This is a genomic window from Streptacidiphilus fuscans, assembly GCF_015690355.1.
Taxonomy (GTDB): domain Bacteria; phylum Actinomycetota; class Actinomycetes; order Streptomycetales; family Streptomycetaceae; genus Streptacidiphilus; species Streptacidiphilus fuscans.
In genome coordinates this window covers 1-25,902 of sequence record NZ_JADPRT010000001.1, presented here as the reverse complement: position 1 = coordinate 25,902, position 25,902 = coordinate 1, and the positions used below count along the sequence as shown (strand labels likewise).

General features: G+C 69.3%; 29 protein-coding genes. 17 read left to right on the top strand and 12 right to left on the bottom strand.

All coding sequences use genetic code 11. From position 1 onward, the window contains the following. Nucleotides 1-2 precede the first annotated feature (2 nt). Entirely contained in the window at nucleotides 3-791 is a 789-nt protein-coding gene (locus tag I2501_RS00145; RefSeq protein WP_196191648.1) for an amidohydrolase family protein, read from the top strand. Nucleotides 792-835: 44 nt separating this feature from the next. Here I2501_RS00145 and I2501_RS00140 read toward each other — a convergent pair whose 3' ends face one another. Then, nucleotides 836-1,567 carry an SDR family oxidoreductase gene (locus tag I2501_RS00140; RefSeq protein ID WP_196191647.1) on the bottom strand — a complete coding sequence of 244 codons (732 nt, stop codon included), beginning with the start codon at nucleotides 1,565-1,567 and terminating at the stop codon, nucleotides 836-838. 95 nt (nucleotides 1,568-1,662) lie between these two features. On the opposite strand from I2501_RS00140, the gene I2501_RS00135 reads away from it, so the two are divergent. Next, complete coding sequence (locus tag I2501_RS00135) at nucleotides 1,663-2,514, top strand: LysR family transcriptional regulator (protein ID WP_196191646.1); 852 nt, start codon at nucleotides 1,663-1,665, stop codon at nucleotides 2,512-2,514. Between the two features lie 6 nt (nucleotides 2,515-2,520). Here the strand turns inward: I2501_RS00135 and I2501_RS00130 are convergent, their stop codons facing one another. Continuing rightward, the gene (locus tag I2501_RS00130) at nucleotides 2,521-3,360 is read right to left on the bottom strand and encodes an SDR family oxidoreductase (RefSeq protein WP_196191645.1); all 840 of its coding nucleotides are present in this window, start codon (nucleotides 3,358-3,360) and stop codon (nucleotides 2,521-2,523) included. Between the two features lie 92 nt (nucleotides 3,361-3,452). On the opposite strand from I2501_RS00130, the gene I2501_RS00125 reads away from it, so the two are divergent. From I2501_RS00125 to I2501_RS00115, 3 genes are all read left to right on the top strand, one after another. Next, nucleotides 3,453-3,848 carry a winged helix-turn-helix transcriptional regulator gene (locus I2501_RS00125; protein ID WP_196191644.1) on the top strand — a complete coding sequence of 132 codons (396 nt, stop codon included), beginning with the start codon at nucleotides 3,453-3,455 and terminating at the stop codon, nucleotides 3,846-3,848. A gap of 336 nt (nucleotides 3,849-4,184) precedes the next feature. Next, a complete protein-coding gene (locus I2501_RS00120; RefSeq protein ID WP_196191643.1) occupies nucleotides 4,185-4,616 on the top strand; it encodes an Rrf2 family transcriptional regulator in 432 nt (143 codons plus the stop codon). Between the two features lie 133 nt (nucleotides 4,617-4,749). After that, nucleotides 4,750-5,151: a nuclear transport factor 2 family protein gene (locus I2501_RS00115; RefSeq protein WP_196191642.1), complete on the top strand. Its 402-nt coding sequence runs from the start codon at nucleotides 4,750-4,752 to the stop codon at nucleotides 5,149-5,151. A gap of 20 nt (nucleotides 5,152-5,171) precedes the next feature. Here the strand turns inward: I2501_RS00115 and I2501_RS00110 are convergent, their stop codons facing one another. Then, nucleotides 5,172-5,771: a TetR/AcrR family transcriptional regulator gene (locus I2501_RS00110; RefSeq protein WP_196191641.1), complete on the bottom strand. Its 600-nt coding sequence runs from the start codon at nucleotides 5,769-5,771 to the stop codon at nucleotides 5,172-5,174. A gap of 22 nt (nucleotides 5,772-5,793) precedes the next feature. On the opposite strand from I2501_RS00110, the gene I2501_RS00105 reads away from it, so the two are divergent. Further along, nucleotides 5,794-7,062, top strand: a complete 1,269-nt coding sequence (locus I2501_RS00105; RefSeq protein WP_328806124.1) for an epoxide hydrolase family protein — start codon at nucleotides 5,794-5,796, stop codon at nucleotides 7,060-7,062. 52 nt (nucleotides 7,063-7,114) lie between these two features. Here I2501_RS00105 and I2501_RS00100 read toward each other — a convergent pair whose 3' ends face one another. Further along, nucleotides 7,115-8,116 (bottom strand): helix-turn-helix domain-containing protein, encoded by a 1,002-nt coding sequence (locus I2501_RS00100; RefSeq protein ID WP_196191640.1) that lies wholly within the window; start codon nucleotides 8,114-8,116, stop codon nucleotides 7,115-7,117. Nucleotides 8,117-8,281: 165 nt separating this feature from the next. On the opposite strand from I2501_RS00100, the gene I2501_RS00095 reads away from it, so the two are divergent. From I2501_RS00095 to I2501_RS00075, 5 genes are all read left to right on the top strand, one after another. Continuing rightward, on the top strand, nucleotides 8,282-9,079 hold the full coding sequence (locus I2501_RS00095; RefSeq protein WP_196191639.1) for an SDR family NAD(P)-dependent oxidoreductase: 798 nt from the start codon (nucleotides 8,282-8,284) through the stop codon (nucleotides 9,077-9,079). A gap of 47 nt (nucleotides 9,080-9,126) precedes the next feature. Next, nucleotides 9,127-9,555, top strand: coding sequence for an ester cyclase (locus tag I2501_RS00090; RefSeq protein ID WP_215909158.1), 429 nt, complete (start codon nucleotides 9,127-9,129; stop codon nucleotides 9,553-9,555). 124 nt (nucleotides 9,556-9,679) lie between these two features. Beyond that, nucleotides 9,680-10,138 carry a cupin domain-containing protein gene (locus tag I2501_RS00085; protein ID WP_196191638.1) on the top strand — a complete coding sequence of 153 codons (459 nt, stop codon included), beginning with the start codon at nucleotides 9,680-9,682 and terminating at the stop codon, nucleotides 10,136-10,138. 82 nt (nucleotides 10,139-10,220) lie between these two features. Continuing rightward, nucleotides 10,221-11,084, top strand: a complete 864-nt coding sequence (locus tag I2501_RS00080) for an alpha/beta fold hydrolase (RefSeq protein WP_196191637.1) — start codon at nucleotides 10,221-10,223, stop codon at nucleotides 11,082-11,084. Beyond that, the gene (locus I2501_RS00075; RefSeq protein WP_196191636.1) at nucleotides 11,081-12,583 is read left to right on the top strand and encodes an MFS transporter; all 1,503 of its coding nucleotides are present in this window, start codon (nucleotides 11,081-11,083) and stop codon (nucleotides 12,581-12,583) included. The genes I2501_RS00080 and I2501_RS00075 overlap by 4 nt, the downstream gene beginning before the upstream one ends. Before the next feature lie 55 nt (nucleotides 12,584-12,638). Here the strand turns inward: I2501_RS00075 and I2501_RS00070 are convergent, their stop codons facing one another. Further along, nucleotides 12,639-13,268, bottom strand: coding sequence for a TetR/AcrR family transcriptional regulator (locus I2501_RS00070; RefSeq protein WP_196191635.1), 630 nt, complete (start codon nucleotides 13,266-13,268; stop codon nucleotides 12,639-12,641). Nucleotides 13,269-13,416: 148 nt separating this feature from the next. Here I2501_RS00070 and I2501_RS00065 point away from each other — a divergent pair, with 148 nt between their 5' ends. Beyond that, nucleotides 13,417-14,799, top strand: coding sequence for an MDR family MFS transporter (locus tag I2501_RS00065; RefSeq protein WP_196191634.1), 1,383 nt, complete (start codon nucleotides 13,417-13,419; stop codon nucleotides 14,797-14,799). Between the two features lie 1,268 nt (nucleotides 14,800-16,067). On the opposite strand, the gene I2501_RS00060 is transcribed toward I2501_RS00065, so the two are convergent. The 4 genes from I2501_RS00060 to I2501_RS00045 all read right to left on the bottom strand — a co-directional run bounded on the left by I2501_RS00060 (nucleotide 16,068) and on the right by I2501_RS00045 (nucleotide 18,187). After that, nucleotides 16,068-16,250, bottom strand: coding sequence for a hypothetical protein (locus tag I2501_RS00060; protein WP_196191633.1), 183 nt, complete (start codon nucleotides 16,248-16,250; stop codon nucleotides 16,068-16,070). A 318-nt stretch (nucleotides 16,251-16,568) separates the two neighbouring features. Continuing rightward, complete coding sequence (locus tag I2501_RS00055) at nucleotides 16,569-17,432, bottom strand: Scr1 family TA system antitoxin-like transcriptional regulator (protein ID WP_196191632.1); 864 nt, start codon at nucleotides 17,430-17,432, stop codon at nucleotides 16,569-16,571. A gap of 4 nt (nucleotides 17,433-17,436) precedes the next feature. Continuing rightward, the gene (locus I2501_RS00050) at nucleotides 17,437-17,955 is read right to left on the bottom strand and encodes a DUF6879 family protein (RefSeq protein ID WP_196191631.1); all 519 of its coding nucleotides are present in this window, start codon (nucleotides 17,953-17,955) and stop codon (nucleotides 17,437-17,439) included. Next, nucleotides 17,936-18,187 carry a hypothetical protein gene (locus tag I2501_RS00045; protein ID WP_196191630.1) on the bottom strand — a complete coding sequence of 84 codons (252 nt, stop codon included), beginning with the start codon at nucleotides 18,185-18,187 and terminating at the stop codon, nucleotides 17,936-17,938. Before I2501_RS00045 ends, I2501_RS00050 begins: the two co-directional genes overlap by 20 nt. 697 nt (nucleotides 18,188-18,884) lie before the next feature. On the opposite strand from I2501_RS00045, the gene I2501_RS00040 reads away from it, so the two are divergent. Continuing rightward, nucleotides 18,885-20,108 (top strand): nitric oxide synthase oxygenase, encoded by a 1,224-nt coding sequence (locus I2501_RS00040; protein ID WP_408022693.1) that lies wholly within the window; start codon nucleotides 18,885-18,887, stop codon nucleotides 20,106-20,108. 188 nt (nucleotides 20,109-20,296) lie between these two features. Next, a complete protein-coding gene (locus tag I2501_RS00035) occupies nucleotides 20,297-21,259 on the top strand; it encodes a TerC family protein (RefSeq protein ID WP_196192281.1) in 963 nt (320 codons plus the stop codon). A gap of 136 nt (nucleotides 21,260-21,395) precedes the next feature. On the opposite strand, the gene I2501_RS00030 is transcribed toward I2501_RS00035, so the two are convergent. After that, nucleotides 21,396-22,145 (bottom strand): helix-turn-helix domain-containing protein, encoded by a 750-nt coding sequence (locus tag I2501_RS00030; RefSeq protein WP_196191628.1) that lies wholly within the window; start codon nucleotides 22,143-22,145, stop codon nucleotides 21,396-21,398. A gap of 365 nt (nucleotides 22,146-22,510) precedes the next feature. On the opposite strand from I2501_RS00030, the gene I2501_RS00025 reads away from it, so the two are divergent. Both I2501_RS00025 and I2501_RS00020 read left to right on the top strand, forming a co-directional pair. Continuing rightward, nucleotides 22,511-22,678 (top strand): hypothetical protein, encoded by a 168-nt coding sequence (locus I2501_RS00025; RefSeq protein WP_196191627.1) that lies wholly within the window; start codon nucleotides 22,511-22,513, stop codon nucleotides 22,676-22,678. A gap of 318 nt (nucleotides 22,679-22,996) precedes the next feature. Further along, entirely contained in the window at nucleotides 22,997-23,134 is a 138-nt protein-coding gene (locus I2501_RS00020; RefSeq protein ID WP_196191626.1) for a hypothetical protein, read from the top strand. Here I2501_RS00020 and I2501_RS00015 read toward each other — a convergent pair. After that, nucleotides 23,121-24,029, bottom strand: coding sequence for a HEAT repeat domain-containing protein (locus tag I2501_RS00015; protein ID WP_196191625.1), 909 nt, complete (start codon nucleotides 24,027-24,029; stop codon nucleotides 23,121-23,123). The genes I2501_RS00020 and I2501_RS00015 overlap by 14 nt on opposite strands. A gap of 209 nt (nucleotides 24,030-24,238) precedes the next feature. Here I2501_RS00015 and I2501_RS00010 point away from each other — a divergent pair, with 209 nt between their 5' ends. Further along, the gene (locus I2501_RS00010; RefSeq protein ID WP_328806123.1) at nucleotides 24,239-24,913 is read left to right on the top strand and encodes a hypothetical protein; all 675 of its coding nucleotides are present in this window, start codon (nucleotides 24,239-24,241) and stop codon (nucleotides 24,911-24,913) included. A 312-nt stretch (nucleotides 24,914-25,225) separates the two neighbouring features. Here I2501_RS00010 and I2501_RS00005 read toward each other — a convergent pair whose 3' ends face one another. Beyond that, complete coding sequence (locus tag I2501_RS00005; RefSeq protein ID WP_196191624.1) at nucleotides 25,226-25,432, bottom strand: hypothetical protein; 207 nt, start codon at nucleotides 25,430-25,432, stop codon at nucleotides 25,226-25,228. Nucleotides 25,433-25,902 lie beyond the last annotated feature (470 nt).

Below are 25,902 nucleotides of genomic sequence, written 5' to 3'. Positions count from 1 at the left end.
CAGTGATCATCGATGCGCACAGCCACGTCCATGACCCGGTCGAGGCGCACGTGGGGCTGCTGGACGAGGCCGGGGTCGACCGCGCGGTCCTGTTCGCCACCCGGCCGCACCCGGAGCGGGCCGGCGACCTGGCCGAACTGCGGCGTGAGATGGCCGTCCTGGAGAAGGCGCTCGGGGGCCAGGCCGGCACGGTGGAGGCGTACCGGGGGGCGTGGCAGGAGCTGGACGAGGCGCTTGCCGCGCGGCCGGAGCGGTTCATCGGCTTCCTGTCGGTGCCGCTGGGCCTGGGTGCTCAGGAGACCTCGGTGATCGTGGAGCAGGAGGTGGTCGGACGCGGACTGCGCGGGATCGGTGAGCTGACACCGCCGCCCGGACGGGCAGGGCTGATCGAACCGGTGCTCCAGGCGGCGGCCGACCAGGGGCGGCTGCCCGTGGTCGTGCACGGATCCGCGCCGACCACCGCGGAGGACCTGACGGCGTTGGCCGCGCTGGCCGGCCGGTACCGCGAAGTCCCGCTGGTGGTCAGCCAGTTGGGAGGGCAGCACTGGATCCAGGCAATCGAACTCGTGCGGGACACCCCGAACATGTACCTGGAGCTGTCCACGGCCGACGTCGTCTTCGCGGTCCGGCTGGCCGTCAAGGAGATTCCGGACCGGACCCTGTTCGGCTCGGACGCCCCGTACGGCGACCCCGTTCTCGCCCGGGCCCTGGTGGAACGGGTCACCAGCCCGGGCGAAGTCCGCGACCGGGTCCTCGGCGGGACCATCGCAGAGTTGGTGGGACTCGGCTGACGCGGGACCGACCCGCCAGGGGCGCCCCTGGCCGACCGAGCTCATCACCAGGGCACTACGCCAGCGTCCTCGAAGAACTGGCCGGTCGGGCCGTCGTCGGGCAGGGTCGCGAGTCGGATGGCGATTGCCGCGCCCTGCTCGGGGGTGCGCACGCCGCGGAAGCCGTTCAGGTCGGTCGCGACGTAGCCGGGGCAGCCCGCGTTGATCAGGATGTTCGTACCGCTCAGCTCCCGGGCGTACTGGAGGGTGACGGCGTTCAGGAACGTCTTCGACGGCGCGTACGCCACGGCCACCGGACCCGCCGTCTGCTCCGGAGCGGGTCCCGACTGGCGGGTGAGGGAGCCGACGCTGCTGGACATGTTCACGATTCGCGGTGAGGCGGAGCGGCGCAGCAGCGGCAGCATCGCGTTGGTGACGCGGATGACGCCGATCACGTTGGTCTCCACGACCGTTCGGATGGTCGCGGGATCGACCCGGGTGGGTTCCTGCGGCATGCCGCCGGTGATGGCGGCGTTGTTGACGAGCACGTCGAGGTGCCCGGCCTGGTCCTCGATCAGCCGCGCGGCGGCCGCCGCGCTCGCGTCGTCGGTCACGTCCAGCGGTACGCCGAACGCGTCGACGCCGGCCGCGCGCAGCCTCTCCACCGCGTCCTTGCGGCGCTGGTCGTCGCGGGCGCCGACGCCGACGCTCCAGCCGAGGGCGCCCAGGCCCGCGGCGATCTCGTAGCCGATTCCCTTGTTCGCGCCGGTGACCAGCGCAATCGTTCGTTCGCTCATGGGGACCATGCTGTCTCGGAACACGGCGAGGGGTCCAAGACCGATCGAGTGGGAAACGATACCGTCAGGGTATGGATCTGGAGTAGCGTGGCCGTATGGAGACCCGCGAACTGCGGTATTTCGTCGCTGTCGCCGAAGAGCTGCACTTCGGGCGCGCCGCGCAGCGCCTCGGGATCGCGCAGCCGCCGCTGTCACGAGCGATCCAGCAGCTCGAACGCCGGCTCGGGGCCGCGCTGCTGGATCGGACCAGCCGCACCGTCACGCTGACCGAGGCCGGCTCGGTGCTGCTGGTCGAGGGCCGGGCGGCGTTGGAGGCGGTCGACGCCGCCGAGCGTCGGACCCGCCGGGCCGCCGCGTCCCCCCTCAGCTCCCCCGGCCTGGTTCTCGTCACCAAGGCCAACGCGTCCAGTGAGCTGCTGGCGAAGCTGCTCGACGCGTACGCCGCCGAGCCCGGCGCGGTCCCCGTCGAGGTCATCCTGTGCGGGCCGGCCGAGCAGGGACGACTGCTGCGCGAGGGCAAGGCCGACGTGGCGCTGCTGCACCTGCCGTTCGACTCGACGGCCGGCTTCCACACCGAGGAGTTGAGCACGGAGGGCCAGGTTGTGGTCCTGCCGGCCGGGCACCCGCTCACCACCCGGGCCCACGTGCACATGGCCGACATCACCGGGCTGCCGGGCCTCCCCCTGCCACGCTGGCCCGGCCCCGACGGCGCCTACCCACCCGGCCCCGGCCCACGGGTCCGCGACCACGCCCAGTTGTTGCAGCTGGTCGCGCTCGGCCGCGCTTGCACGGTCTCCCCGGAGTCGTCCCGCGCCCAACTGCACGGTGACCTCGTCGCTGTGCCCGTACTTGACGCGCCGAAGGTCACCACCGTGATCGCCTGGCCATCGCACAGCCGCTCCAGAGCCGTCGCCGACCTGGTCCGGACTGCGACACGTCTCCTGTAGCCGTGCCTAGCGGAAAGCGGCGACGTTGCGGGCGGCCCAGGTGGAGAAGGGGTGCGGGGCGCGGTCCAGGACCCGCTGGATGTCCGGGCTGATGCGCAGTTCGGCCGGGTTCGGTGCGCCGAGGATGTCCAGGGTGTCGTCGGCGAGCTCCGCGGGCATGGCCTGGCTCATGGCCGCCTTGGCCTCGGCGCGGGTGAGCTCGTGGAACCGGACGGGCGTGCCCAGCGCGTCGGCGATCGCGGCGGCCTGCTGGCGCGGCGTGATCAGCTCGGGGCCGGTCAGCTGGTACACGCCGCCTGCGTGCCGGTCGTCCAGCAGGCAGGCCGCCGCGACCGCCGCGATGTCCGCCGGGTCGACGATCGGCACGCCGACATCGCCGAAGGGCGCGGCGACGAGTCCCTGCGTACGGACGGACTCGGTCCACCACAGAGCGTTGGAGGCAAAGCCGCCGGGCTGCAGGATCGCCCACTCCATACCGGATTCCCGTAGCGTGTCCCCAAGTTGGCGCATCGCGATCCGCGTCGGCCCGAAGGGCCTGGTCACCACGCCCTGGCTGGAGAGCAGCACGACCCGCCGAACCCCGGCGGCCGCGGCATCGCCGATGAGGTCGGCCGGGTTGTGGTCGGCGGCATGCAAGTCGCCGGAGAGCAGCAGGAAGAGCGCCTTCGCCCCGGCCAGCGCGGGCTTGAGCGCGGCCGGCCTGGTCAGGTCGGCTGCCAGATGGCGGACGCCGTTCGGCACCGCCGCCGCGTGCCGCGACACCGCCGTCACCTGCTGCCCCGCCTCGGTCAGCGCCTGCGTCAGCGGTCGGCCGATGTTCCCGGTCGCTCCGGTCACCACGATCATGTTCGACTCCTCGTCAGATGTCCTCGGTGGCTTCGACGTTAGGAGGAAGAGCTAACTTCTCGTAAGGACATACCTGAAGGTAAGCTCATGGCATGGTGGGAGGGCTGCAGGACAGAGAGGCCGAAGGGGGCAGCCGGTATGACGTGCTTCACACCGACTGCCCCGCGCGCGGCGTGGTCGACCACGTCACCAGCAGGTGGGGCGTCTGGGTACTGATCTCCCTGCGGAGCAACGACCTGCGCTTCTTCGAGCTGCGCGAGAGCATCCGCGGCATCAGCGAGAAGATGCTCGCCCAGACCCTGCGGGCACTGGTCCAGGACGACTTGGTCTGGCGGAAGGTCGAGCCGACCACGCCACCTCAGGTCACCTACGGCCTGACCGAGTTCGGCCGCGAGGTGAGCGAGCCGCTCACGGAGCTGTTCGACCGGATCACCCGACGGCTGCCGCAGAGCGGCGGCGTGAACCGCCGGTACCTGGCCGATCATTGATCTTGCGTCAGGCCGAGATGAGTTGACGGACGCCGCGAAGACGCGCGGGGAGACGTGTTCCCGGCCAGGCACACGAGCAGGGGCCGGTCGTCGTCGGTGGCGCGGGCCGGCAGCGGCAGGAGGGGAGTGCGCGCTGCTTCTCGTCTGGTGGGCGGCGCATGACGCCGTGCCCGGCGGGCCACAGACAGGCAGGCGGACAGTGCCGGCAGGTGGATCCGATCCGTTCCACCCAGCCCTCTCCCGAACCGATACGAACGCAATCACCGCAGTGACGTCTGAGCTTGACGCGACGCCGTCGTAACACTTACTGTTACATCAAGGTGGAGGGAGGGACTGATGAGCGCCAACAGCAGGATGACGATCGCCGCGCACGCCTTGATCTGGATAGGGCTGTATCAGCGTCGCGGAAACGAGGTCGCGACCTCGGAGCAGATCGCCACGAGCGTGAACACGAACCCGGTGGCCATTCGCCGACTGCTTGCGCAGTTGCAGCAGGCGGGGCTGTGTCAGTCCCGGCGGGGCGCGGGCGCGGGCTGGATGCTCAGTCGCGACCTGGCCTCCATCACCCTGCTGGACGTCTACGACGTCGTCGGTCCGAGCCCGCTGTTCGCCATGCATCCCGCGACCCCGGACCCGGAGTGCGTGGTGGGATCCGGGATCCAGCCGGCGATGCGCACGGTCTATGACGGGGTCGAGGGGGCCGTGCGCAGCGAACTGGCCAAGGTGACGCTTGAGGCCCTGCTGCGCGACGTGCTCGCCGCCCACTAGCGGACGCGGAACGCAGGGCCCGCCTGCGGGGCCTCACCGCCCGAGCCTCCGCCTACCCATTGATGTAACTAATAATGTTACATCACCGCTTCGAAAGGCCGGACAACCCCGTTCGGCGAAGAGAGGTCAGCACATGAGCGAGAACACGCGCAGCGTGGTGGACGAACTCCTCAAGCGCATCACAGCGGGCGACATCGAAGGCGCCGTCAAGCTGTTCGCGCACGACGCCGTTTGGGAGATCCCCGGCGACCCGGCCATCGTCCCGTGGGTGGGGCGTCGCACCGTCGAGAACATCCCGGAGTTCTTCGAGACGATCAGCGCGCACACCGACCGCGAACTCTTCGACATCGAGCGCATGGTCGTCGACGGCCCGAACGCGGTCCTCATCGGACGGGCACGGGTCGTCGTCCGTTCGACCGGCAAGGTGATCGACACGCCCTTCGCCATCGACATCGTCGTCGATCACGAGGGCCGCATCAGCCGCTACTACATGTTCGAGGACTCCTGGCAGGTCGCCCAGGCAATGATCGGCTGACGCGCTCCGGGACGGCCGGGTCAGGGCCGGTCGCCCACGAGTACGATCGCGCGCGACTCGGGAACGCCCAGCATCAGCAGGCTCGTGATCGTCGCCGCCCGGGCGCCGAGGGTCCCGTTCGACAGGTCGCTGTCCGCGATGGCGAACACGACGCCGTAGGCGACCTGGCTCAGGGTGCCCGCCGGCAGGTGCCGGGCGAACACGTCGCTGTCCTGGCCGCGTTGCACGAGGTCGGCGAGGAGCTCGTCGACCGGGCCGAGCAGGCTGTGGATCGCCTCGCCGTACTCGCCACGGCGTAGCGCCAGCAGCACCCGGTACCGGTGCGCCACCGGCCAGACGCGGGCGACGAATTCGACCCACGCCGCGTCCGCTTCCGCGTCGGAGGCGTTGACGTCGCCGAGCACGGCTGTCATCTCGGCGACGGCCCGCTCCGTGAGCGTCCGCACCAGGTCGAGGCGCGAGGGGAAGTGGCCGTAGACCGTGCGACGGACGACGCCGGCAGCGGAGGCGATGTCGCCCATTCCGGCGTCGGGGTTCTCTCCCAGCACGTCGAGGGCGACGTCGAGGATGCGCTCGCGCGTCTCGTTCGTCGAGCGCGCGCGGGAGGACTCGGTAGGCACGACACCAGTGTTGCACAGTGGTGTGCAGCGAAGTACGCTGCACACCACTGTGCAATATGCACACCACTGTGCAATGGAGCGTTGCGCCGTGCTTCACAGCTCAGGAGCAGAGGAGAAGGCAATGACCGCACCGACGCCGCCGACCTCGACCCTCGTCCGCCCGTTCACCGTCTCGATCCCGGACGCGGAGATCGCCGACGTGAAGCGGCGACTGGCCAGCACCCGATGGCCGGATCCGGAAACGGTGGGCGACTGGTCGCAAGGCGTTCGGGTGGAGAACGCCCGATCGCTGGTGGACTACTGGGAACGCGGCTACGACTGGCGGCGCTTCGAGTCCGAGCTCAATCGGTTCCCCCAATTCCTGACCGAGATCGACGGGCTGGACATCCACTTCATCCACGTCAGGTCCGAGAACCCCGACGCGATGCCGCTGATCCTCACGCACGGATGGCCCGGCTCGATCGTCGATTTCCTGAAGCTGATCGGCCCGCTGACCGATCCGGTCTCGTTCGGAGGAGACGCCGCCGATTCGTTCGACGTCGTCGTCCCGTCGCTCCCCGGGTTCGGGTTCTCCCAGAAGCCCACCGAGACCGGGTGGACCGTGGCGCGCATCGCCAGCGCGTGGGCGGAGCTGATGAAGCGGCTCGGCTACACGAGATGGGCCGCGCAAGGCGGCGATTGGGGCGCCGTCGTCACCACCGCCCTCGGAGTCGTGCAACCCGAGGGGCTGCTCGGAATTCATCTGAACACCCAGTACGCCTTTCCCGCACAGATACCCGACACCTTGACGCCCGAACAGCGCGACGCCGTGGAGACCTTGGCCCGCTACAGCGGCGATCTCGGTGGGTCGAATCACCTTCAGGGCACGAAGCCGGAGACCGTCGGATTCGCCCTGGCGGACTCCCCCGCCGGTCAAGCAGCCTGGATCTACGAGAAGTTCCAGTCCAAGACCGACAACCACGGGCTCGCCGAGGACGCCATCGGCATGGACGACATGCTCGACGCGATATCCCTCTACTGGTTCACCAACAGCGCGGCATCGTCCGGCCGCATCTACTGGGAGAACAGAGCGCTCACCTTCGCCGGCCCGAAGCTGACGCTTCCGGTCGCGGTGACCGTCTTCCCGAGGGACATTCCACGCGTGCCGCGAAGCTGGATCGAAGACACCTACAGCAATCTGATCCACTACGGCGAGGCCGACAAGGGCGGGCACTTCGCAGCCCTGGAACAGCCCGAGATCCTGGTCAGCGAGATCCGCACCGGCCTGCGCACCCTTCGTTCCCGGTGGTAGCCGTGCACGTGCGACTGGGCCCGCCCGTCGAGCGGGTAGTTGGCCGTGTGCCTCACGGACCGGTCAGCGCACCGGCCGACTGCTGGGATCGGGCGTACTCACTCGGCGTGCTGCCGTAGCGCTTCTTGAAAGTGCGGATGAAGTGGCTGCTGTCCGCGAACTGCCAGTGTGCGGCCAGTTCCGAGACACTGAGGCGGCCGGTCGGCGCCGCGAGCGCGAGCCGGGCTTCCTCCAGCCGTCGCCGGCGGACGTAGGAGACCACCGACTCGCCGGTCGCGGCGAACGCGCGTTGCAGGGTGCGTACGGACACGTTCAACTCCCGTGCCAGTACCGCCGCGGAGAGCCCCGGGTCGGTCAGGTGGCCGTCGGCGAGGTCCTTGGCCGCCTGGGCGAGGGCGGGTGCCAGCAGCGGCTCGGTGTCGTCGAAACGGCTGCGGGCCACTGCCTTGGCCAGCTCGATCAGCGTGCTGTGGGCGGCCTGCGCCCCGACCGGGCCCAGGTCGCGCATCGTCTGGTAGAGCATGTTGGTGTGCGCGGTGAGCAGGCGCACCTCGGCCGCGTCCGCCGGGCCCGCGACGGCGCGGTTCCCCAACAGCGGTGTGAGCATGGGCGTCGGGAGCACCAGGACCTTCGCCGTCGTGTCCGCGACGGTCTCGAAGTGCGACTGCCTGCCGACGTGCTTCAGCAGGAACTGCCCGGCCGACACGGTCCGCTCGCTGCGGTCGTGCGGGCCGCCCAGGGTCCAGGCGCCACGCTTGACGACGTACAGCCGCACCACGTCCTCCGGCCCGCCCAGGGGTCCCTCGGTGCGGATGACCGACGCGCCGCGCAGGTCGGTGATGGCCACGTCGTCCACCCTGACCGCGCGGCTCTTGACTCGGAAGTCCCCCATCGTGGCCGGGCTGAACGCCGGCAGCGGGGCGGTGGCACCGAACTCCGCCTCCCACCCGTGCCGGAACGCGGCGAACGCGCGTGACTCGGTGCCGTCCTGGGCCTGGGAGTCCGGGTGAGCCCCTCCGCGTGTGTCGGCGGTGTCCGGTCCGGTGGTGTCCATCGCCGTTGGTCCCCTGACGTCCGTGGTCGCGGTGCGTGTCGGCGTGGCGCCGATGTTCTGTCCGCTTGGCGCTCTGGTTCAAGCCCGCGCCTGTCCAGTCTTCCTAGCCTCACTGGTGGGGGCAATCCCCGGTTCAGGGCGAACGGATGGGAAGGCGAAAGACTGATGGATCGACAGTTCTCCGGCCGCGTGGCCGTCATCACGGGGGCCGGCACGGGTATCGGGGCCGCTACCGCGCACCGGTTCGCCGCCGACGGGTACACCGTCGTGCTCGTGGGTCGCACCGAGGCGACGCTGAAGCAGACCGCGCAGTCGAGCGCGGACGCGGGGCGCATGCATCCCCGGGTCGCGGACGTCGCGGACCCTGCGGCCGTGACCGCGGTGATCGACGAGGTGGTCGAGCAGTTCGGGCGGCTGGACGTGCTGGTCAACAACGCGGGCGTGGCGATCGCGGGCACCGTGGACCAGATCGACGTCGACAGCTACCGGGCCATGCTCGCAACCAACATCGACGGCGTGTTCTTCGCTTCGCGCGCCGCTCTGCCCCATCTGCAGGCCGTGCGCGGCTGCATCGTCAACGTTGGATCGGTGGCCGGGCTGCGCGGTGAGTGGAACCAGGCCGCGTACAACATGACCAAGGGCGCCGTGACCAGCCTGACCAACTCGATGGCGCTGGATCACGGCCGCCAGATCCGGGTCAACGCCGTCCACCCCGGTCTCACGCTCAGCCGCCCGTACTACCGCGACGCCCTGGCCGAGGGCACCGCGCTGCAGCGGCGGTTCGCCGACCGCGTGCCCATGGGCCGCGCGGGCGAACCGGCCGAGGTCGCCGCCGTCATCGCGTTCCTGGCCGGCCCCGACGCCGCGTACCTGAACGGAGCCCACATTCCCGTGGACGGCGGCCTGACCGCGTCCGACGGCCAGACCAACCTCTACGCCGTCGACCATGCCGTCGACGCCTGACTACCAAGCCCACCGCGATCAGATCGCTGCGACAGAAGGAGAAACGCGTGACCAGCCCGGAGTCCGAGTCCGAGTCCAACGTGCGGCGCATGCTGCTGTTCGTCCAACAGGTCCAGGAGAACGGTCGCCTGGAACTCATCGAGGACCTCGTCCAGCCCGACTTCCGCAACCACACCGTCGAGGCGGGCCAGCGCGACGACCGGGCCGGGGTCGGCGAGACCGTGGCAGCGCTGCACACGGCCTTCTCGCACCTTCGGGTCGAGGTCCTGCACTGCGTGGGCGACGGTGACCTGGTGGCCACCCACAAGGTGTTCCGCGGCCGGCACACCGGGCCGTGGTTCGGCGTCCCGCCGTCCGGCAACCCGATCGAGATCCGGGTGATGGATCTGGTCCGCTTCCGCGACGGGAAGTGGACCGAGCACTGGGCCGTCGCCGACGCGGTCGGCCTGCTGCGGCAGACCGGTGCCTTGGACTGAACTCGCGCCTCCCACACCGCCGCTCATTATGAGAGTTCACTTGCATGAAGCGAGTCGAGCGGCGCATACTCTTATGAGAGTCAACTCGCACAACAAGGGCAGTCTCTCTTCTTTGGAGGTTCAGATGACAGACGTCTCAGTGGTGGGCCCGGACGACGGCGAGTCGATCGGGCTCGGCCCGACCGTGATGCGGATCCTGGAGGACGGCACCACGACCGGACACCGCCTGGGCGTCGGGGAGATCACCCTCGCGCCCCACACCGACGGCCCGCCGCAGCACCGCCACGCCCGCCACGACGAGGGCTTCTACGTCGTCTCGGGCGCGGCCCGGTTCACCGTCGGCGAGACCGTGTACGACGCGCCCGCCGGAACGCTGGTCATGATCCCGCCCGGCGCGCCGCACACCTTCGCCAACCCGACCGACGGCACCACGGTGCTGCTGAACACCTTCACCCCGGACCTGTACGTCGACTACTTCCGGGACCTGCGCGACATGATCGCCGGCGGACGGCCGCTCACCCCCGAGTCGACCATCGAGGTGATGAGCCGTTACGCCACCGAACCGGCCACCGACTTCGCCTGAGCACGCGCACCCGGCCGCCTCCGCCCCGCGCCCCGTCCCGTCCCCGCTCCCCCGCGAGAACCCCGACCCAAAGGGAAACACCATGACCGTCCCCGCTCCCACCGCCACCACCCGCTCCGTCGACCTGCCGGGCGGCCTCACCGTCACCGTCCAGGAGTTCGGCGACAACACCGAGGGCACCGGTGTGCTCGTGCTGCACGGCGGCGCCGGGCCACGCTCGATGGCCGGCTTCGCCGCAGGGCTCGCGCAGCACGCCTACGTCGTCGTGCCGACCCACCCCGGGTTCGACGGCACGCCCCGGCCGGAGTCCACCGACACCGTCGCGGACCTCGCCACCGCCTACCTCGACCTGCTCGACGTCCTCGACCTGCGCCGCGTCATGGTGGCGGGCAGCTCGGTGGGCGGCTGGATCGCCGCCGAGATGGCGCTGCGCGACAACGCCGCCCGGATCTCCTGCCTGACCCTGCTCGCCTCCACCGGCATCGCTCCCGAACCTCCGGTGCGGATCGCCGACCCCGCCGACCTCGGCCCGGTCAAGACCGGCGAACTGGCCTTCCACAACCCGCAGTTCCGCCCGGACCCGGCCACGCTCGGCGCCGAGCAGCTGGCCGCGATGGCCGCCAACCAGCGCACCCTGGCCGTGTACGCGGGCGACCCGTTCTGCTACGACCCGAAGCTCCAGGGCCGCCTGCACCGGGTCACCGTCCCGGTACTCGTGATCGCCGGCGAGCAGGACGGCATCGCCCCCGTGGCGTATGAACGCGCCCTGGCCGACTCCTTCCCCCGCGCCACGTTCCGGCCGGTCGGCGAGGCCGGCCACTTCCCCCACATCGAGCAGCCCGCCGCCGTCTTCGCGGCGATCGGCGACTTCGTCGACGCCGAGGTCAAGCCCGAGGGTGAGGCCACGTCGGGCGGTGAGGGCAAGCCCGACGGTGGGCGGGCATGACGACGTCTGCGCCCCTGACCACCGACGGCGTTCGTCGGCGGTCAGGGGCGGTGCTGGCGGTGTGCTGCCTGAGCCTGCTGATCACCGCCCTGGACACCACGGCGGTCAACGTGGCACTGCCCGCCGTCGGCCGAGACCTGCACGCGCCGGTGAGCGGACTGCAGTGGACCGTCGACGGCTACACCCTGGCGGTCGCCTCGTTCATGCTGCTCGCCGGGTCCACCGCTGACCGCATCGGACGGCGCCGGGTGTTCCGGACGGGACTCGTCCTGTTTACCGTCGGCTCGCTGGCCTGCTCGCTCGCCCCGACCCTCGGGTGGCTGATCGGCTTCCGGGTCGCCCAGGGCCTGGGTGCCAGCATGCTCAACCCCGTCGCCCTGTCGATCATCGCGCACGCCTTTCCCGACCCGCGCCGACGTGCCCGCGCGATCGGGCTCTGGGGTACCACGGTCGGCCTGTCCCTGGCCGCCGGTCCCGTGGTCGGCGGCCTGCTGGTCGCCTCCGCCGGCTGGCGCTCGATCTTCTGGATCAACATCCCGATCGGCGTGGCCGCCCTGGCACTCACGGCCGTGTTCGTGCCGGAATCCCGCTCCGCCATAACGCGACGTCCGGATCCCGTGGGTCAGCTGTTCGTCGTCACCATCCTCACCTCGCTGCTCTTCGCGATCATCGAAGGCGCGCACCGGGGCTACGCCGGCGCCCCCATCGTCGGCCTGTTCGTCCTGTCCGCAGTCGCGGCCGCAGCGCTGCCCGCCTACGAGCGACGGCGCGAACAGCCCTTGGTCGACCCGCTGTTCTTCCGCTCCGTCCCGTTCACCGGGTCCTTCGTCGTCGCGGTCACGGCGTTCCTCGCCCTGGCCGGCTTCCTGTTCCTCAACACCCTGTACCTGCAGGACGTACGCGGCTACAGCGCCCTGCACGCCGGTCTGCTGACGGTGCCCATGGCCGTCGGCATCGCGCTCGCCTCGCCGCTGTCCGGGCGGCTGACCGCCGCGCGGGGCCCGCGACTTCCGATGGTCGCGGCCGGCCTGCTGATCACCGTCGCGGCGCTGACGCTGACCACCCTCACCCCGACCACGTCCTGGCCGGTCCTGCTCAGCGCGTACGTGCTCCTGGGCATCGGATTCGGCCTGGTCAACGCGCCGATCACCAGCATCGCCGTGGCCGGGATGCCGCACGCCCAGGCGGGGGTCTCCGCCGCGATCACCACGACCGGCCGCCAGGTCGGCAACACCCTGGGCGTCGCCCTCCTCGGCTCGGTCGTCGCCGCGCGCACCCGGGCTCCGGGCCATGCGGGACTCGCCGCCGCCAGCCACCCGGGGTGGTGGATCCTCGCCGTCAGCGGTCTGCTGATCGCGGCGATCGGCCTGGCGGCGACCACCTCCCGCGCCAGCGCCAGCGCGGCCCGGGTCGCGGCCCGCTTCCCCGCCGGTCCCACGACCGCGACGAGCAACTCGCCCAAGAGCCCGCCCGGAATCCGCGACGGCACGCCCGCGTGACGCGTCGTCAGCGCGAGGCGCCGTCGGCGTGACGCAGCGTCGGCGCGAGGCGGTGTCAGCGTGACGCGGCGGCGTCCAGGGCGGCTCGGGTGAGGGTGCGCGCGGTGCGGACCACGCTGACGACGGCCTCTTCGGGGTCCATGTGCGCCAGGTCGGTCAGGGCGAACAGCGCCTCGGCGCTGACGACGACGGCAAGGTCGTTCTTGAGCTGCCGCACCGCGTCCGGGTCCGCTGCCGCGAGGGTGTCGTCCAGCGGGGCCAGAGCGAGGTCGATCAGACCGAAGCGCATCGCCGGGCGGGCGTCGGCCGACGCCGGGCGGGTGATCGTGCCCGCGATCATCGCGCGGGTCGCCCCCTGGTGGGCCAGCACCGTGCGCAGCAAGTGCTCGGTCGCGACGGCGACCCGTTCCACCGGGTCGCGCGAGTCCGCGACCGACGCGAGCGCCTCGGCCGGGGACGGCATCTGCCCGGCCATGGCCTCCTGGAGCAGGCTCACCAGGTCGGGGAAGTGCCGGTAGGCCGTGGCCTCGGACACCAACGCCGACTTGGCCACCTCGGGCATCGTCACATCGCGCCCGCTGCGCATCAGCTCCACCGCGGCCTGCACGATCGCCCGGCGCGTGCGCAGCTTCTGGTTCACCCGGCCCGTCGTGGCCTGCGGGGTGGTCGGTTCAGCGGTGTCCATGGGCCAAGTCTAGCAAGTCAACTTCAGTAATGAGACTTGGCTCTCATCATTGCCAGGTGGTAATTCGCTGGCGTGCCCGCCCGCCCAATGGGTAATGTGCGGATCGCCAATCTGACACTTACCTGCCGAGGTCGGAGTACGTATGTCCATGGCTGTGCCCGCCCGCGTGCGGGTCGCGCTGAACGAAACCGTGGGCGGACTGCCGACCACCTTCTGGTGGCTCTGGACGAGCACCCTGGTCAACCGCCTCGGCAGCTTCGTCGTCACCTTCCTCACCCTCTACCTGACCACCACGCGGGGACTCTCCCCCGCCGTCGCCGGGTTGGTCGTCTCCTCGTACGGCCTCGGCGGCGTCTTCGGCGCGATCCTCGGCGGCGTGCTGGCCGACCGGATCGGACGCCGGCCCACCCTCGTCACGGCGCAGACGCTCACCGCGGTCACCACGGTCGCGCTGGGCTACACGCACGCACCGGTGCTGATCGCCGTCGTCGCCGCGCTGCTCGGCCTGACCAGTAACGCCGCCCGGCCCGCGATCTCCGCGATCATGGCCGACCTCGTCCCCAGCGTGGACCGGGTGCGGGCGTTCTCGCTGAACTACTGGGCGGTCAACATCGGCTTCGCGATCTCGGCATCGGTCGCCGGACTGATCGCCGCCCACGGCTTCCTGCTCCTCTTCTACGGCGACGCGATCACGACGCTGCTCTGCGCACTCGTCGTCTTCCTACGCATCCCGGAAACCCGGCCGGAGCAGACCACCACCGCGTCCGGAACCGGCGTGTCGGAGTCCGCCGAGGGCTCGGTCGGCATGGGCACGGTCTTCCGCGACAGGGCGTTCATGGGCCTGGTGGGGCTGACCTTCCTGCTGGCCATGGTCATCGGTCAGGACGGCGTGGCCGTACCGGTGGTGATGGGCCGTCAGGGCTTCAGTGCCACCGAGTACGGCCTGGTCATCGCGGTCAACGGGCTGCTGATCGTGCTCGGCCAGATCCCGGTCACCCGGCTGGTGCAGAAAGGCAGCCGCAAGGCCGCGCTGATCTCGGCCGCCCTGCTGCTCGGCTTCGGCACGGCGCTCTGCGCCTTCGCCGGAAGCCTCTGGTTCTACGCGCTGACCGTGGTCGTCTGGACCTGCGGCGAGATGATCTGGACGCCCGCCAACCAGGCCATGGTCGCCGAACTCTCGCCCACCCACGGCCGCGGCCGCTACCAGGGCGTGTTCTCGCTGGCCTGGCAGGGCTCGTCGTTCCTGGCCCCGCTGTCGGCCGGATTCATGTTGTCCGCCTGGGGCGCGAACTCGGTCTGGGCCGTCTGCGCGGTGCTCGGCGTCCTCTGCGCGGGCGGCTACGTGCTGCTGATGCGCGGCCGGGCGAACGGACTCCACGTCGTGCGGATGGACGACGGCGCGGCGAAGCACGGCGCGGTGGACAGCGGCGCGAGGGGGCGCGGTGCGGTCGACAGCGGCCTCGTGGACGATGGGGCACGAGACGGCGGGTGCGACAACAACTCCGGTGCTTCGGTGGGCGTCGCCTGCTAGTGCCGCGTCAAGCACACCGTCCTCGCGCCGAGCGAGGACACGCTTCCTCCGCCTCGCGATCGCCGGAGCCACCCTGCGGTCCAGGCAGGTTTGACGACGCCGTTGGACGCAACGGTCGCGGGCAGCCCTATGGCAAGGCTGCCGAGGAGACGACGCATGATTCGCCCGTTCAGGACTACGAGTGGCGCCCGGCACTGTATCTCTCGGCAGGAGCCCGGCCCTAAGATCCCGCCATGATCATTGGGATGGCCATCTTCGCCGTACTCGGCATCGGGCTGACGGCGCTCCGCATCCATAGACGGCAATGGCTCCCTGCCATCGTTACGCTCCTGGGCTCCGCCTGTGCGGAGTTGGGCTACGCGAGCGCGGTCATGCGCATGCCCTGGATCGGCCTCATCGCCACGATTGTCGGCGTAGGCGGCTCTGCGGTTTTGTGGATCCTGATGCGCCGTGCGGGGCGATCAGTTGGCGAGCTGCGGCCGAGCGTCCGGAGGCAAGCTGGGACCGACCACCGGCCACCGACTCTCCCTGAGCCAGCCCCGAGACCGAGGCCGTACCAACGTCAAATCCCATACCTGGATGTCATCGTGCGGGTCGCGACGCTGATCATGCCCGTCGTGATGATCATCGGCGGAATAGTCGGCCCCTCCCCTGGCCCTGCGGTCTTCGGTGCTGTGTGGCTGCCCGTATCGCTGTGGTTTGTCGTCGCTCGACCGTTGCTGCGCAGGCGGCGCAGAGTCACATACACGCGCCCCTGGTAGCCGGTTCACGAAGGCCGATCGACTTGCAAAGCCCAATGCCCACCGAATGGTCATCTTCGGCACCGGTGCTCAGGACCTCGGACGCCTCCAGACCGATCACTTGATGAGGCCTCACCGACCAGCACCTGTGCCGTCGCCTGCACCACCGAGGCCCCTGACGCCGCGTCCGAGCGTCAGGGGCCTCCTTTGTGTTGGTGCCGTGCTGCCGCTGGCCCGTCCAGCAGCACAGCACCACACCGCCCCACGCCCCCTCCACGGGACGCCCGGCGGAGACCTACCCCTTCGGGTTTGCGAGTCGGGCTCGCCGCTTGGCGTGACAGACGCAATCGCAGCCGGTCACATACCCGTTGACCGTGTAGACGCCGACAGGACAGACGTGGTCGTCGGCGGTTGCGGCCGCGTTGCACGTGCCGAAGAACGACTGAGCCGGCGGTGTCCACGTGCGGACGCCCGGCACGGGCCAGACGAACGGCACCCGCGTCTCTGGGTAGGCCGGCCGCGGCGCGGTCACCGGTGCTCCCCGAGCTTCCGAGGCGGGATGGAGAACAGAGCCGCTCGCCTGGCCAGCATGTCGCGGGCGTCACGCTCGGTCTCGAACCGCAGGGGTCGACCCGGCTGGCCCTCCAGCAGCTTGCCGTTGACGATGACCCGGTACATCTCGTCGGGGTCCAGCACGAGTCGCACGCTCACGACGACCCCCGTTCCTCGGCCTGCTGGTGGCAGGAGCAGGCGCACGGGACTGGCGTCCACCCGAGCGAGGAATGCCGGTAGCCCGGTGCCCGGCACTGCTGGTGAAGATCAGGCCAGCGGTCACCGCCAGTACGGCACGCCGGCGTCAGGTACGAGCGCGGCAGAGGACCGGACGAGCTCGGGCGGGACAGCGTGGAGGGATGACTCATCGGAAGAATCCTTGCTTCCGGGTGCGGATGGTTACTCCGTCCTGACCCACCGTGCTGGCCGAGCTGACGTCAGCTCAACTTCCTTGCACCGTTTTGCACGCTGCCCGGTCTACGTGGGGATGCTGGCGCGCGCTCCCGCGATCAAGTCCCTGGCGTCACGCCCGTAGACCGCGAGCGACTCCAGCTCGGCGAAGCACCGCTCGTACAGCGCCACTTCATGCCGGGCGGTGATGTCCAGCTGGGCGGTCACCAGCTCGACCATGACCGCGCGGGAGTCGAAGAGATAGAAGCTCTCCAACGGCAGCATCGAATGCGGGGACCGGTCGACGCCGGCGGGAATAATGCCGACGCGGACGGCCGGGAGCCGAGAGACCGCGATGAGGTGCGTCAGCTGGTCACGCATGGCCGCCGGACCGCCGATGACGAACGACAGGACAGCCTGCTCGATCACGACAACGAACCGATGCTCGGGTGAACGCAGCAGTCGGGCACGGTCAGCGCGACGCGCGACCGCCGCATCGACGTCATCGGGAATGCCTTCAACACGGACCCACGTGCGTAGCACGGCCGAGGTGTAGGCGGCGGTCTGGAAGAACCCGGGGATGAGGTTCGCGCAGTAGACCCTCTGCACGCGAGTGCGCTCCGCCACGGTCATGGCTTCGTCCTGGAAGACGTGCAGGCCGTGGCGCTGCCGTTCGCGCCACTCCCGGTAGAGAATGTTCGCCTCGGCGGTGGCGCCCGCCAGTTCCTCGGCGAGCGCAGGATCGGCGCTGGTGGCGACACACCAAGCCTGGATATCCGCCAGCGACGGCACCGTCAGGGCGCGCTCGATGCGCGACACCTTCGAAGGCGACCAGGCGCAGCGCCCCGCCAGTTCCACGCCGGACAACCCGGCGCGCGTGCGCAGCGCGAGGAGACGCGCTGCGACGCGCTCGCGGACCTCCTGTGTCCCGGAGTGGGGGGATCGTGCCATCAGGTCAGTGGATCTCGTACTTCTCGTGAGGGATGGCGCGGTCCCACAGCTCGCTCCAGGCCACGCACATGCGGACGGCGAGCTCCTCGTCGTTGCGGACGTCCCAGCCGTGGGAGTTGCCGTCGCCGTCGAGCTCGTTGAACGCCACCGTGTGGTCGTCGAGGAGCCAGAAGTCCTCCGCAGGGATCAGTAGATCGCGTGCCATCGTGCGCGGGAGCCAGCGCACCTGCTCGCCGGCTGCGACGTTGGCCGCGGTGATGGCGTGGAGCCAGCGCGTGTACTCCGTCACCGGCTCCGAGACGATCCGGAGGCGCTGCACGGAGCAGCCGCGGCCGAGGGCCGAACGCACCAGCCCAGTCCACCACTGCCAGCCGTCACCCTCGGCGTCAGCGTCGAGACTGCCGTCGCGCTTCCAGGCCTCGAACTCGATCTCCTCGTCCGGGACGAGGTAGCGGTCGCGGAGCTCCAGGTGGCGCGCGAACTCGCCGGCCGAGCCGATCAGCTCAGTCCAGTCCGGCTGCATCGCAGGCCTTCCTGATTGCGGCGACCATGCGGAACGGGAGGCGCACCGCGCCTTCGCCGTCGGGGATGCCAGGCTCGTGGTCGGGAGTGGGGTTGGCTTCGATCTCAGCGATGAGGCTGGCACCTGGGAGCCAACCCTGGAACACGAACTCCTCGCGCTCCTTGTCCACGTAGATCGTCGGGGAGCCGTTCTTCCCGCTCTTGTCATCGACCGCAATCAGCTGGAGTGCCATCTGAGTCTCCTCTCCGAGGACGTTGCACGGCTTTGCACCCAGCCTCTCGACACTGCTGATGAGTCGTCAAGGGCGCATGGGAGGCCGGAGTTGTTCCGTCGGCTCTGGTGGTCAGCGCCTCGAGCGGTGGAGCTTCAGCATCACCGTGAGGGGTGCAGATCCCAGGCCGGTCTCCGGCGCCAACACACCGGAGTGGTCAGTGGTGGGTGATCGCTGGATGCCGAAATTCCAGCCATCCCTGCGAGCCCAGCTCCACCACCGAGAAGGGCGCTGTCGTGTCCGACGGCTCAGTCGCTGCGAAGGGCGAGTGCGCCGACCCCGGTGGGACCGGCTGCCAGGGCCGAGGATCCTGGCGCGAACGGGTTGCCACGTCGTTGTAGAGCAGGTCGTGGAATACCGGAATGTCCGCCTCGTGTCGGGCACGCAGCCCGATCTTGCTGCCACGTATCACGCGGCATTCCTACCGCAGGACAACGAGTCGATCAACGTCGGCTAGCCTCGGGGTGCGGGCTGCACGACAGCACGGCGCTAACGAGGCGCGTCATCCGGCCACCCGAACCCACCGCGGTCGGGGCCGGTGATGCTCAGGTGACTCGGGTGCCGGCGAACCAGCGCGGGATGTCGAGTCGGCATCAAGGTCGCGCTAGGGGGCCTCGATTCGCCCGGAGGGGCGGTGTAGCGTTCGAAATGCGGACAGGTGTTTCGTTCGCGTGAACGGCAGTCACTTCTCGCTCACACGTTGGGGTCTGTCATGTCACCGAGCGGTACGGGAACTGCGGCGCGCTCCGAGGCCGACGCTCTGCTCAGCGAAGCGCGTGACCTGTTAGGTCAGTTGGAACAGGAGGGTCATCTCACCGCTGTTCAGGCCGCGTCGCGCCTGGCGGACGTGGAACAAGACGTACTGAGCCACCACACCTACCGCCACACCGGGGCCGAGTTGACCGCGGGCGCCCGGATCGCCTGGCGCAACAACCCTCTGTGCGTGGGGAAGTTCTACTGGCGTGCCCTTGAGGTGCGCGACTGCCGGGACCTGGTCGACGACCCCGGCGACACCCCCGGACAGGATCGCGAAGCCGCCGTGTTCGAGGCGCTCGTGGAGCACCTGCGCTTGAGCTGGAACGGAGGCAAGGTCCGGCTGCTGCTCAGCGTCTTCCCTCCCGACCTGCCGGGCCTTCCGGCCGCGCGGGTGTGGAACAGCCAGTTGATCCGGTACGCCGGCTACCGGCGCGGGGACGGCACGGTGGCGGGCGATCCCGACTCCGTCCGGTTCACCGACGCCGTACTCCGGCTCGACTGGCGCGGCAAGGGCGGAGAGTTCGACGTCCTCCCCCTGGTGGTCCAGCTCCCGGGACGCGAACCGCGCTGGTTCGATCTCCCCTCGGACGCGGTGCCCGAGGTGCGGATCACCCACCCGGACTTCCCCCGCTTCGAGGAACTGGGGCTGCGCTGGCACGCTTTCCCGACGATATCCAACCAGCGCCTGGATCTCGGCGGTCTGCGCTACCCGCTCGTCCCGTTCAGCGCCTGGTACACCTGCGCCGAGATCGGCGGACGAAACCTCTCCGACGTCAACCGCTACAACCGCCTGCCCCAGGTAGCCGGCGCGATGGGACTGGACACCCACCGCGACCGCACGCTGTGGCGCGACCGGGCCCTGGTGGAACTGGTCGCGGCCGTACTGCACTCCTTCGACCGCGACGGTGTCTCCATCATCGACCACCACTTCGCGACCAAGCAGTTCGTCCGGCACGAGGAGCGGGAGGCCAAGCAGGGCCGGGCCTGCCCCGCCGACTGGTCCTCCATCGTCCCCGCCACCAGCGGATCCACGCCCCCGGCATGGCAGCGCCGCTACGAGCCCACCCGGGCGCTCCCGAACTTCAGCCCGCACCCTGCCTGGTGGCAAGCAGAAGGCCGTGACTGAATCCTGAGCTGCTTTACCTCCCCTTTGCCACCTTGCTACCCTGACAGAGCAAGCGGAGGGGAGTACTCCCTAGAACGACGTCCTCGTCAACACGACGGTGTCCGCACCGTCCGGCGGCGTCGGCCCTGTCGCGGCAGGGCGGAGGAGACCTCCGGCAGATGTGTCGCCTGCCGGAGGAACAGCCGTTCATGGACGTCTCCGTGGCCCTGTGGGTCACCACCGTCGCCGTACTCGTCGCCCTGGTCGCCGCCGACTTCTTCATCGGCGGGCGAAAGCCCCACGAGGTCTCGATCCGCGAGGCTGCCACGTGGACCGTGGTCTGGATCGTGCTTGCGCTGCTCTTCGGAGGCTTCCTCTGGTGGCACTCGGGCGGCGGCCCCGCCGGGGAGTTCTTCGCCGGGTACATCACCGAGAAATCGCTCAGCGTCGACAACCTCTTCGTCTTCGTGCTGATCATGGGCAAGTTCGCCGTCCCCCGCGCGTACCAGCAGCGCGTGCTGATGGTCGGCGTGCTGATAGCCCTGGTGCTGCGGGCGATCTTCATCGCGGCGGGCGCGGCGGTCATCGCCTCGTTCTCGTGGATCTTCTTTCTCTTCGGGGCCTTCCTGATCTGGACCGCCTGGAAGCTGATCAAAGAGGCGCGCGCTGACGCGGCGAACGAGGAGTTCGAGGAGAACCGCTTCCTCAAGGCCGTCGAGCGCCGCCTCCCAGCGACCGACGGGTACCGGGGCACCAAGCTCGTCGTGGTCGAGAACGGCCGTCGCCTGATCACCCCGATGCTGGTCGTGACGCTCGCGATCGGCACCACCGACGTGCTCTTCGCGATCGACTCGATCCCCGCGATCTTCGGGCTGACGCAGGACCCGTACATCGTCTTTACCGCCAACGCCTTCGCGCTGATGGGCCTGCGCCAGCTCTACTTCCTGATCGGCGGCCTGCTGAAGAAGCTGGTCCACCTCTCCTACGGGCTCTCGGTGATCCTCGGCTTCATCGGCGTGAAGCTGCTGCTGCACGCTCTGCACGAGGCCGGGGCGCATTGGGCGCCTGAGATCGGCATCGCCTTCTCGCTCGGCTTCATCGTGGTGGTGCTGTCGGTCACCACCATCACGTCGCTACATGCCTCGCGTCGCCAAGAACGACTCAACGCGTAGCGGGGGGACGGGACGGGCCCTCCATCTGGAGCGGGGTGAAAATGGTCCAGACCAATGGCTGTGCGCCTGCGAGACGGCTCGGTGAAAGCGAAGGGGCCCACCGCACTTCAGGGGTGGGCTCCCGCGTGTCGACTGGTCATACGGCGCTCCCGCGTCCCCAGAGTTCTTCCGCATGCTCGGCGAAGCGGTCGAACATCCCGCCTTCGTCCCGGCGGCGCAGATGCATCAACGGGGAGTCATGGCCGACGAAGCGCGCCAGGTGCGGGGTGACCAGGGCGTCCTGGTCAAAGCGGAAGACACTCAGGCTGATGTGGTTCACCGCGTCTTCGGCGGCGGAGATCCGGGCTTCGATGCCGGGCACGTCCCGTAGCTTGGCCAGCTCACCCAGCGTGATCCGGATGCGGGCGGAGACGGCGAGCGGGGTGTCTTCGATCGTCTCCCGCTGCCGGGTCACCTCCGCCTCCGGATCACCGACCAGGAACCGCACCTGGCACCCTGCCTCCGCCTTGGCGCGCAGCGTGGCAGCGAACTGCGGTTGCTCCAGGAAGACGAAGTAATTCGTGTATCCGGCAAAGATGATCTCCGCCCCGGCGTCCCGGATCAGCTGCGCCCACAAGCTTGATGGCGCGGCTGACCGGTACGGATACACTGCTGCGATCTCCCGGTCAGGGCCGGTCTTGATCGTGTTTCGAACGCTTGCGGGCCAAAGCATGGCTTCATCCACTCCGAGCGCGTCGGCCACATCCGCGCGGTTCCTGGGGTGCGGGGTCAGGGTCTCGTCCGCCAGCCAGCGCTCCACTTGCTTCGGCGTCATGCCCACGCGCACGGCCAGCTGACGCGGGGTGAGCTGAGCTGCGCTCAGAGCCTGGTGCAGAGCTCGATTCATGGCGTCCCCCCGCGTGGACTTTTGGGCCTTTTCTAAGCCTAGAGCCAGACCGGCCCGGATGTCCCGGCCAGGTCCGGATCAAGTCGCTCTGCCAACGGGAGGATCCGGACGAAAGGACCCCGGCGACCGCGCGAACGGCCCGGGGCACGGCCGACGCCACGTGGAGGCGACGACGCGATGAAGACTGCCCAGGCCCCACCATCGAGTTCCGGCCCGCTGCCGCGCCCGTACATGACGCCGGCGTGCCGAACCGGCGGAAGCCGCTGGCCCGACCTCCACCAGCAGTGCAGGGCACCGGGATATCAGCACACCTCGCTCGGCTGGGTCCCCGTGGCCTGCGCCTGCGCCTGCCATCAGGCGGCGTCATGAGCGGCGGGACGGTGGTGTTCGAGCCGCGTGACGGCATGTACCGGCTGGTCGTCAACGGGACGCCACTCGAAGGCGAGCCGGGGCAGCCGCTGCGCTTCGAGACCGCCGCTGAGGCCGAGCGCGTTCGGGACAGCCGGGAGCAACTGTTCGGAAGCCGACGGTGAGCCGCGCTCGCTCGTCGTACCCAGAGACGAAGATCCCGTTCGTGTGGCCAACGGTTGGCGTGCGCACCTGGACGGCCCCTGAGCAATCTTTCTTCGGCACCTGCAACACATCGGGAACGGCCAACGATCACGTCTGCCCCGTCGGCGTGCACAAGATCAACGGACGCGTGATCGGCTGCGACTGCGGCTGCCATACGGCCCAGTGGAAACGGCTGGCTGTGGCAGCTCGCCGGGCCTCTGCTGCTAGTCCTGGCCTCCACCGGCTCGGTTGCAGCACTGCTGGCATGGTGCGGCTACGGAGCCGGGACCGCTGCCGCCGTGTGGACGGCCACCCCCGACCCCGGACGCCCGGTCGCCCTCGCACTGACCGTCACCGCCTGGGCGCTGGGCAGCATTGTCGCCTTGCACGGGACGCAGCTGGTGCCCCTAGTCAGCGGGATGATCACCTGGACCTGACCGCGGCAATAGCGTTCGCAAGGATCTCGGCCCGTTCGTCCGCGAGGGGGTACTGGCTCGGAGTCTCCCTCTTGGCCCAGCCCTGTTTCCGGAGCCGCAGGAGCGCTTGGTGAGCCTTGACCCTAATATCGCGGGGAACTGCGATCCATCGATGGCCGCCTTCACAAGCGGAGACGAACTGCCAGTCGACCTCCCATCCGAAGAGTTCGTCAGTGAGCATCTCGAGGGTCCGGCCGGGATCGGCAGCCGTAATCGTTCGGATCGCCGAGAGCCGGATGCCGGGCACCGGGTCGCCCTGATGGCCCGCAAAGGCGTCGGCGATCCTCGGCTTCCAAGCGTCATCGCAGTCGAAGATGAGTTCCAATCCGCGTGCGGCCTCCTGACGGACAGTCGAATCGGGGTCTGCGGCAAGAAGCCGGATGAGAAGTGCCACGAGGTCGTCGTCCGCTGAGCCCTCCTGCGAAACGGCGATGAGCTGGGTCGCGCTCCGCCGCACACGGGCGTCTGGGTGGCTCAGTAGTTCGAGGAGGAAGGGGGTCTGGACGGAGCTCACCATCGCATACGGGTGGAGAGCCGCAGCGAGCACCTCCGGGTTTTGGTCCAGCCGACACATCGCGCTCAGCAGTTCCTCACCCTGGCGCACGAGTTCGGGGCGGGTGTGCCCCCTGGTGAAGACGCCGTCCAGTATCTCGGCAGCCAAGGTCATCGACTCGGGGTCCTCAGCTCCGGCAAGCGCAAGGGCCTCGCTGAATGCGATTTCCGCATCGACATCCTCGAGCTCACTGAGGATCTTCCAACGGCGGTAGTCGCCCGAAGGGTACGTCCTGGCGCGGACGACCGTCTCGGCGGCTTTGACGCGCTTGCGCCTGCCAATCCAGCGCACCGGAGTCCCCAACCTGGCCATGATGTCGGTTTCGCAGCTCGAACCGAGGCGACCACACTCGCACAACGGCCGGGCGACGCAACGTCCGGGCTGTCGGCGATTCTGCGAACTCGCCTCCTTTGCGGCCCGGAGGCCAGCCTGCGGAGGCAGCCGCTCGTACTCGTTAGGGTGAGCGAAGGCCGAAGGATCTGTGCCTTTCGGCGGCTGCGAAGGGAGCACGTGTGGGAAATTCCGCCCTCTATCGGGTGGTTGAGCCGTTTCCTGACGCGGCAACGGCCGTCGCGCGAGCACGCGAGATCCTCGGCTTCCTGTCCGAGGGATATAGCGATCCGTGGGTGCAACCCAAACCGATCGTCACGCGTGAGCAGTTCGAACACGCAGTCGCCGGGTTCCCCACCGCCCAGATCATGGGGATCGACGATCGGGATGTGCCTCCCTTTCTGGACGAGCTTGCCCGTCGAGGTGCCGTGTTCGAGCGCGAGGAGCCGAGCTATCGGTTCAAGATCGACCTGCGCCTGGCGCCCGAACTGCTTGACCTCTGGCCGCTGCCGAGCGGGTTGCTCATGAGCCTCGGGATGACCAGTCCGTTCGGCGGTCCGGACAGCACCGACGAGGACGACAGCACCGAAGCGGAACTGGATGAGATGGTCGCCGTCCTAGGCCCCCTCGCCCTGAACGTGAGCTGGTCGTGCAAGTGGCGGGGCCTGCCGCGAGCCAAGATGTGCGGACTGCAGCTCTGCCTGAACGGCGTATGGGACAAGGACTGCATGATCCAAGCGCCCGGCGAGTTCGGACTCTGGGTGTCCACCGGGAGCACCCCGGAGAACCGAGCGGTCAGAGACACGTGGCGGGAGGCCTGCGGCCTCGACCTCGGCCCCTCCCAGGTCGGCTGGTAGGAGATTCCGCCGCTCAGGGAGTCGACCAGGATGGCCAGGCAACCCGTCCACGCGTCAGCGCCCCGTCCGACGAGCACGCAGCCCTCCTTGCCTCGGACCGCGCCCGCAGCGCCACAGCCGACCTGGAGTTCCCGTTGTGCCACCACTCGTACGTGACACCTGAGACCGCGATGAATTCGAAGTTCTCGAGATCCGAGCCGATGTGTGACCACGACATGCCGACCAATCGCATGACCGGGCTGAGGGCAGCAGTCGCCACGGCCGTCTGCAGGACGACGACGGCGAGGCTTCTGAGGCGTTGGGGCATGCCACTCACTGCCCGACTCGTCGGGCGGCGTGGTCCTGGTTGTAGCGCCTCCGGGACGCGATCAGGCCGGCCGGCAGCCCGAGCGCACCGTAGATGCACAGCCTCGACACGGTGAAGTCGTGAGTAACCGTCAGGCAGGACAGCAGGTAGCCGGTCATCGTGGCCATCGGCATCGAGAGGAGCCGAAGCGTATAGCGGAGCCAAGGATTCACGCCCGAACTGTAGGGCCGGAAGGACCTCCGCAACAGCGAGACCAACCATGCTGAACAGGCAAAACACCAGCGAACACCCACAAAGTGCAACCCGAGAGAAGCATGGTCTGGTCTGCTTGGAGCCCTACTCCAGGCCCTTGCCCATCTGACTCTCCACCTGACGAGCCACTCGATCAGAACTCAACTGACGCCAGAAGAGCCACGTCCCAAGAGTCACAGTCGGGACCGTGAAGTACACGGGAAACGTGTACTGCCCCGTCTTCACCTTGTGATCAACGGCAAGCATCACGCTGCCGAGTACGGGAAGCGCGTAGCACCTGAGCGCAAGCATCAACCATCGAGGTGAACCGCTCCGGGTTCGGTATCGAGCTTGATGTCACGCGCTGACGGGTTCGTCGGCGCGGGTTCTTTGGTGATGGTAGGCGGTTTCGTGTTCGGCCGGGGTGGTGTGGCCAAGGGCACCGTGGAGT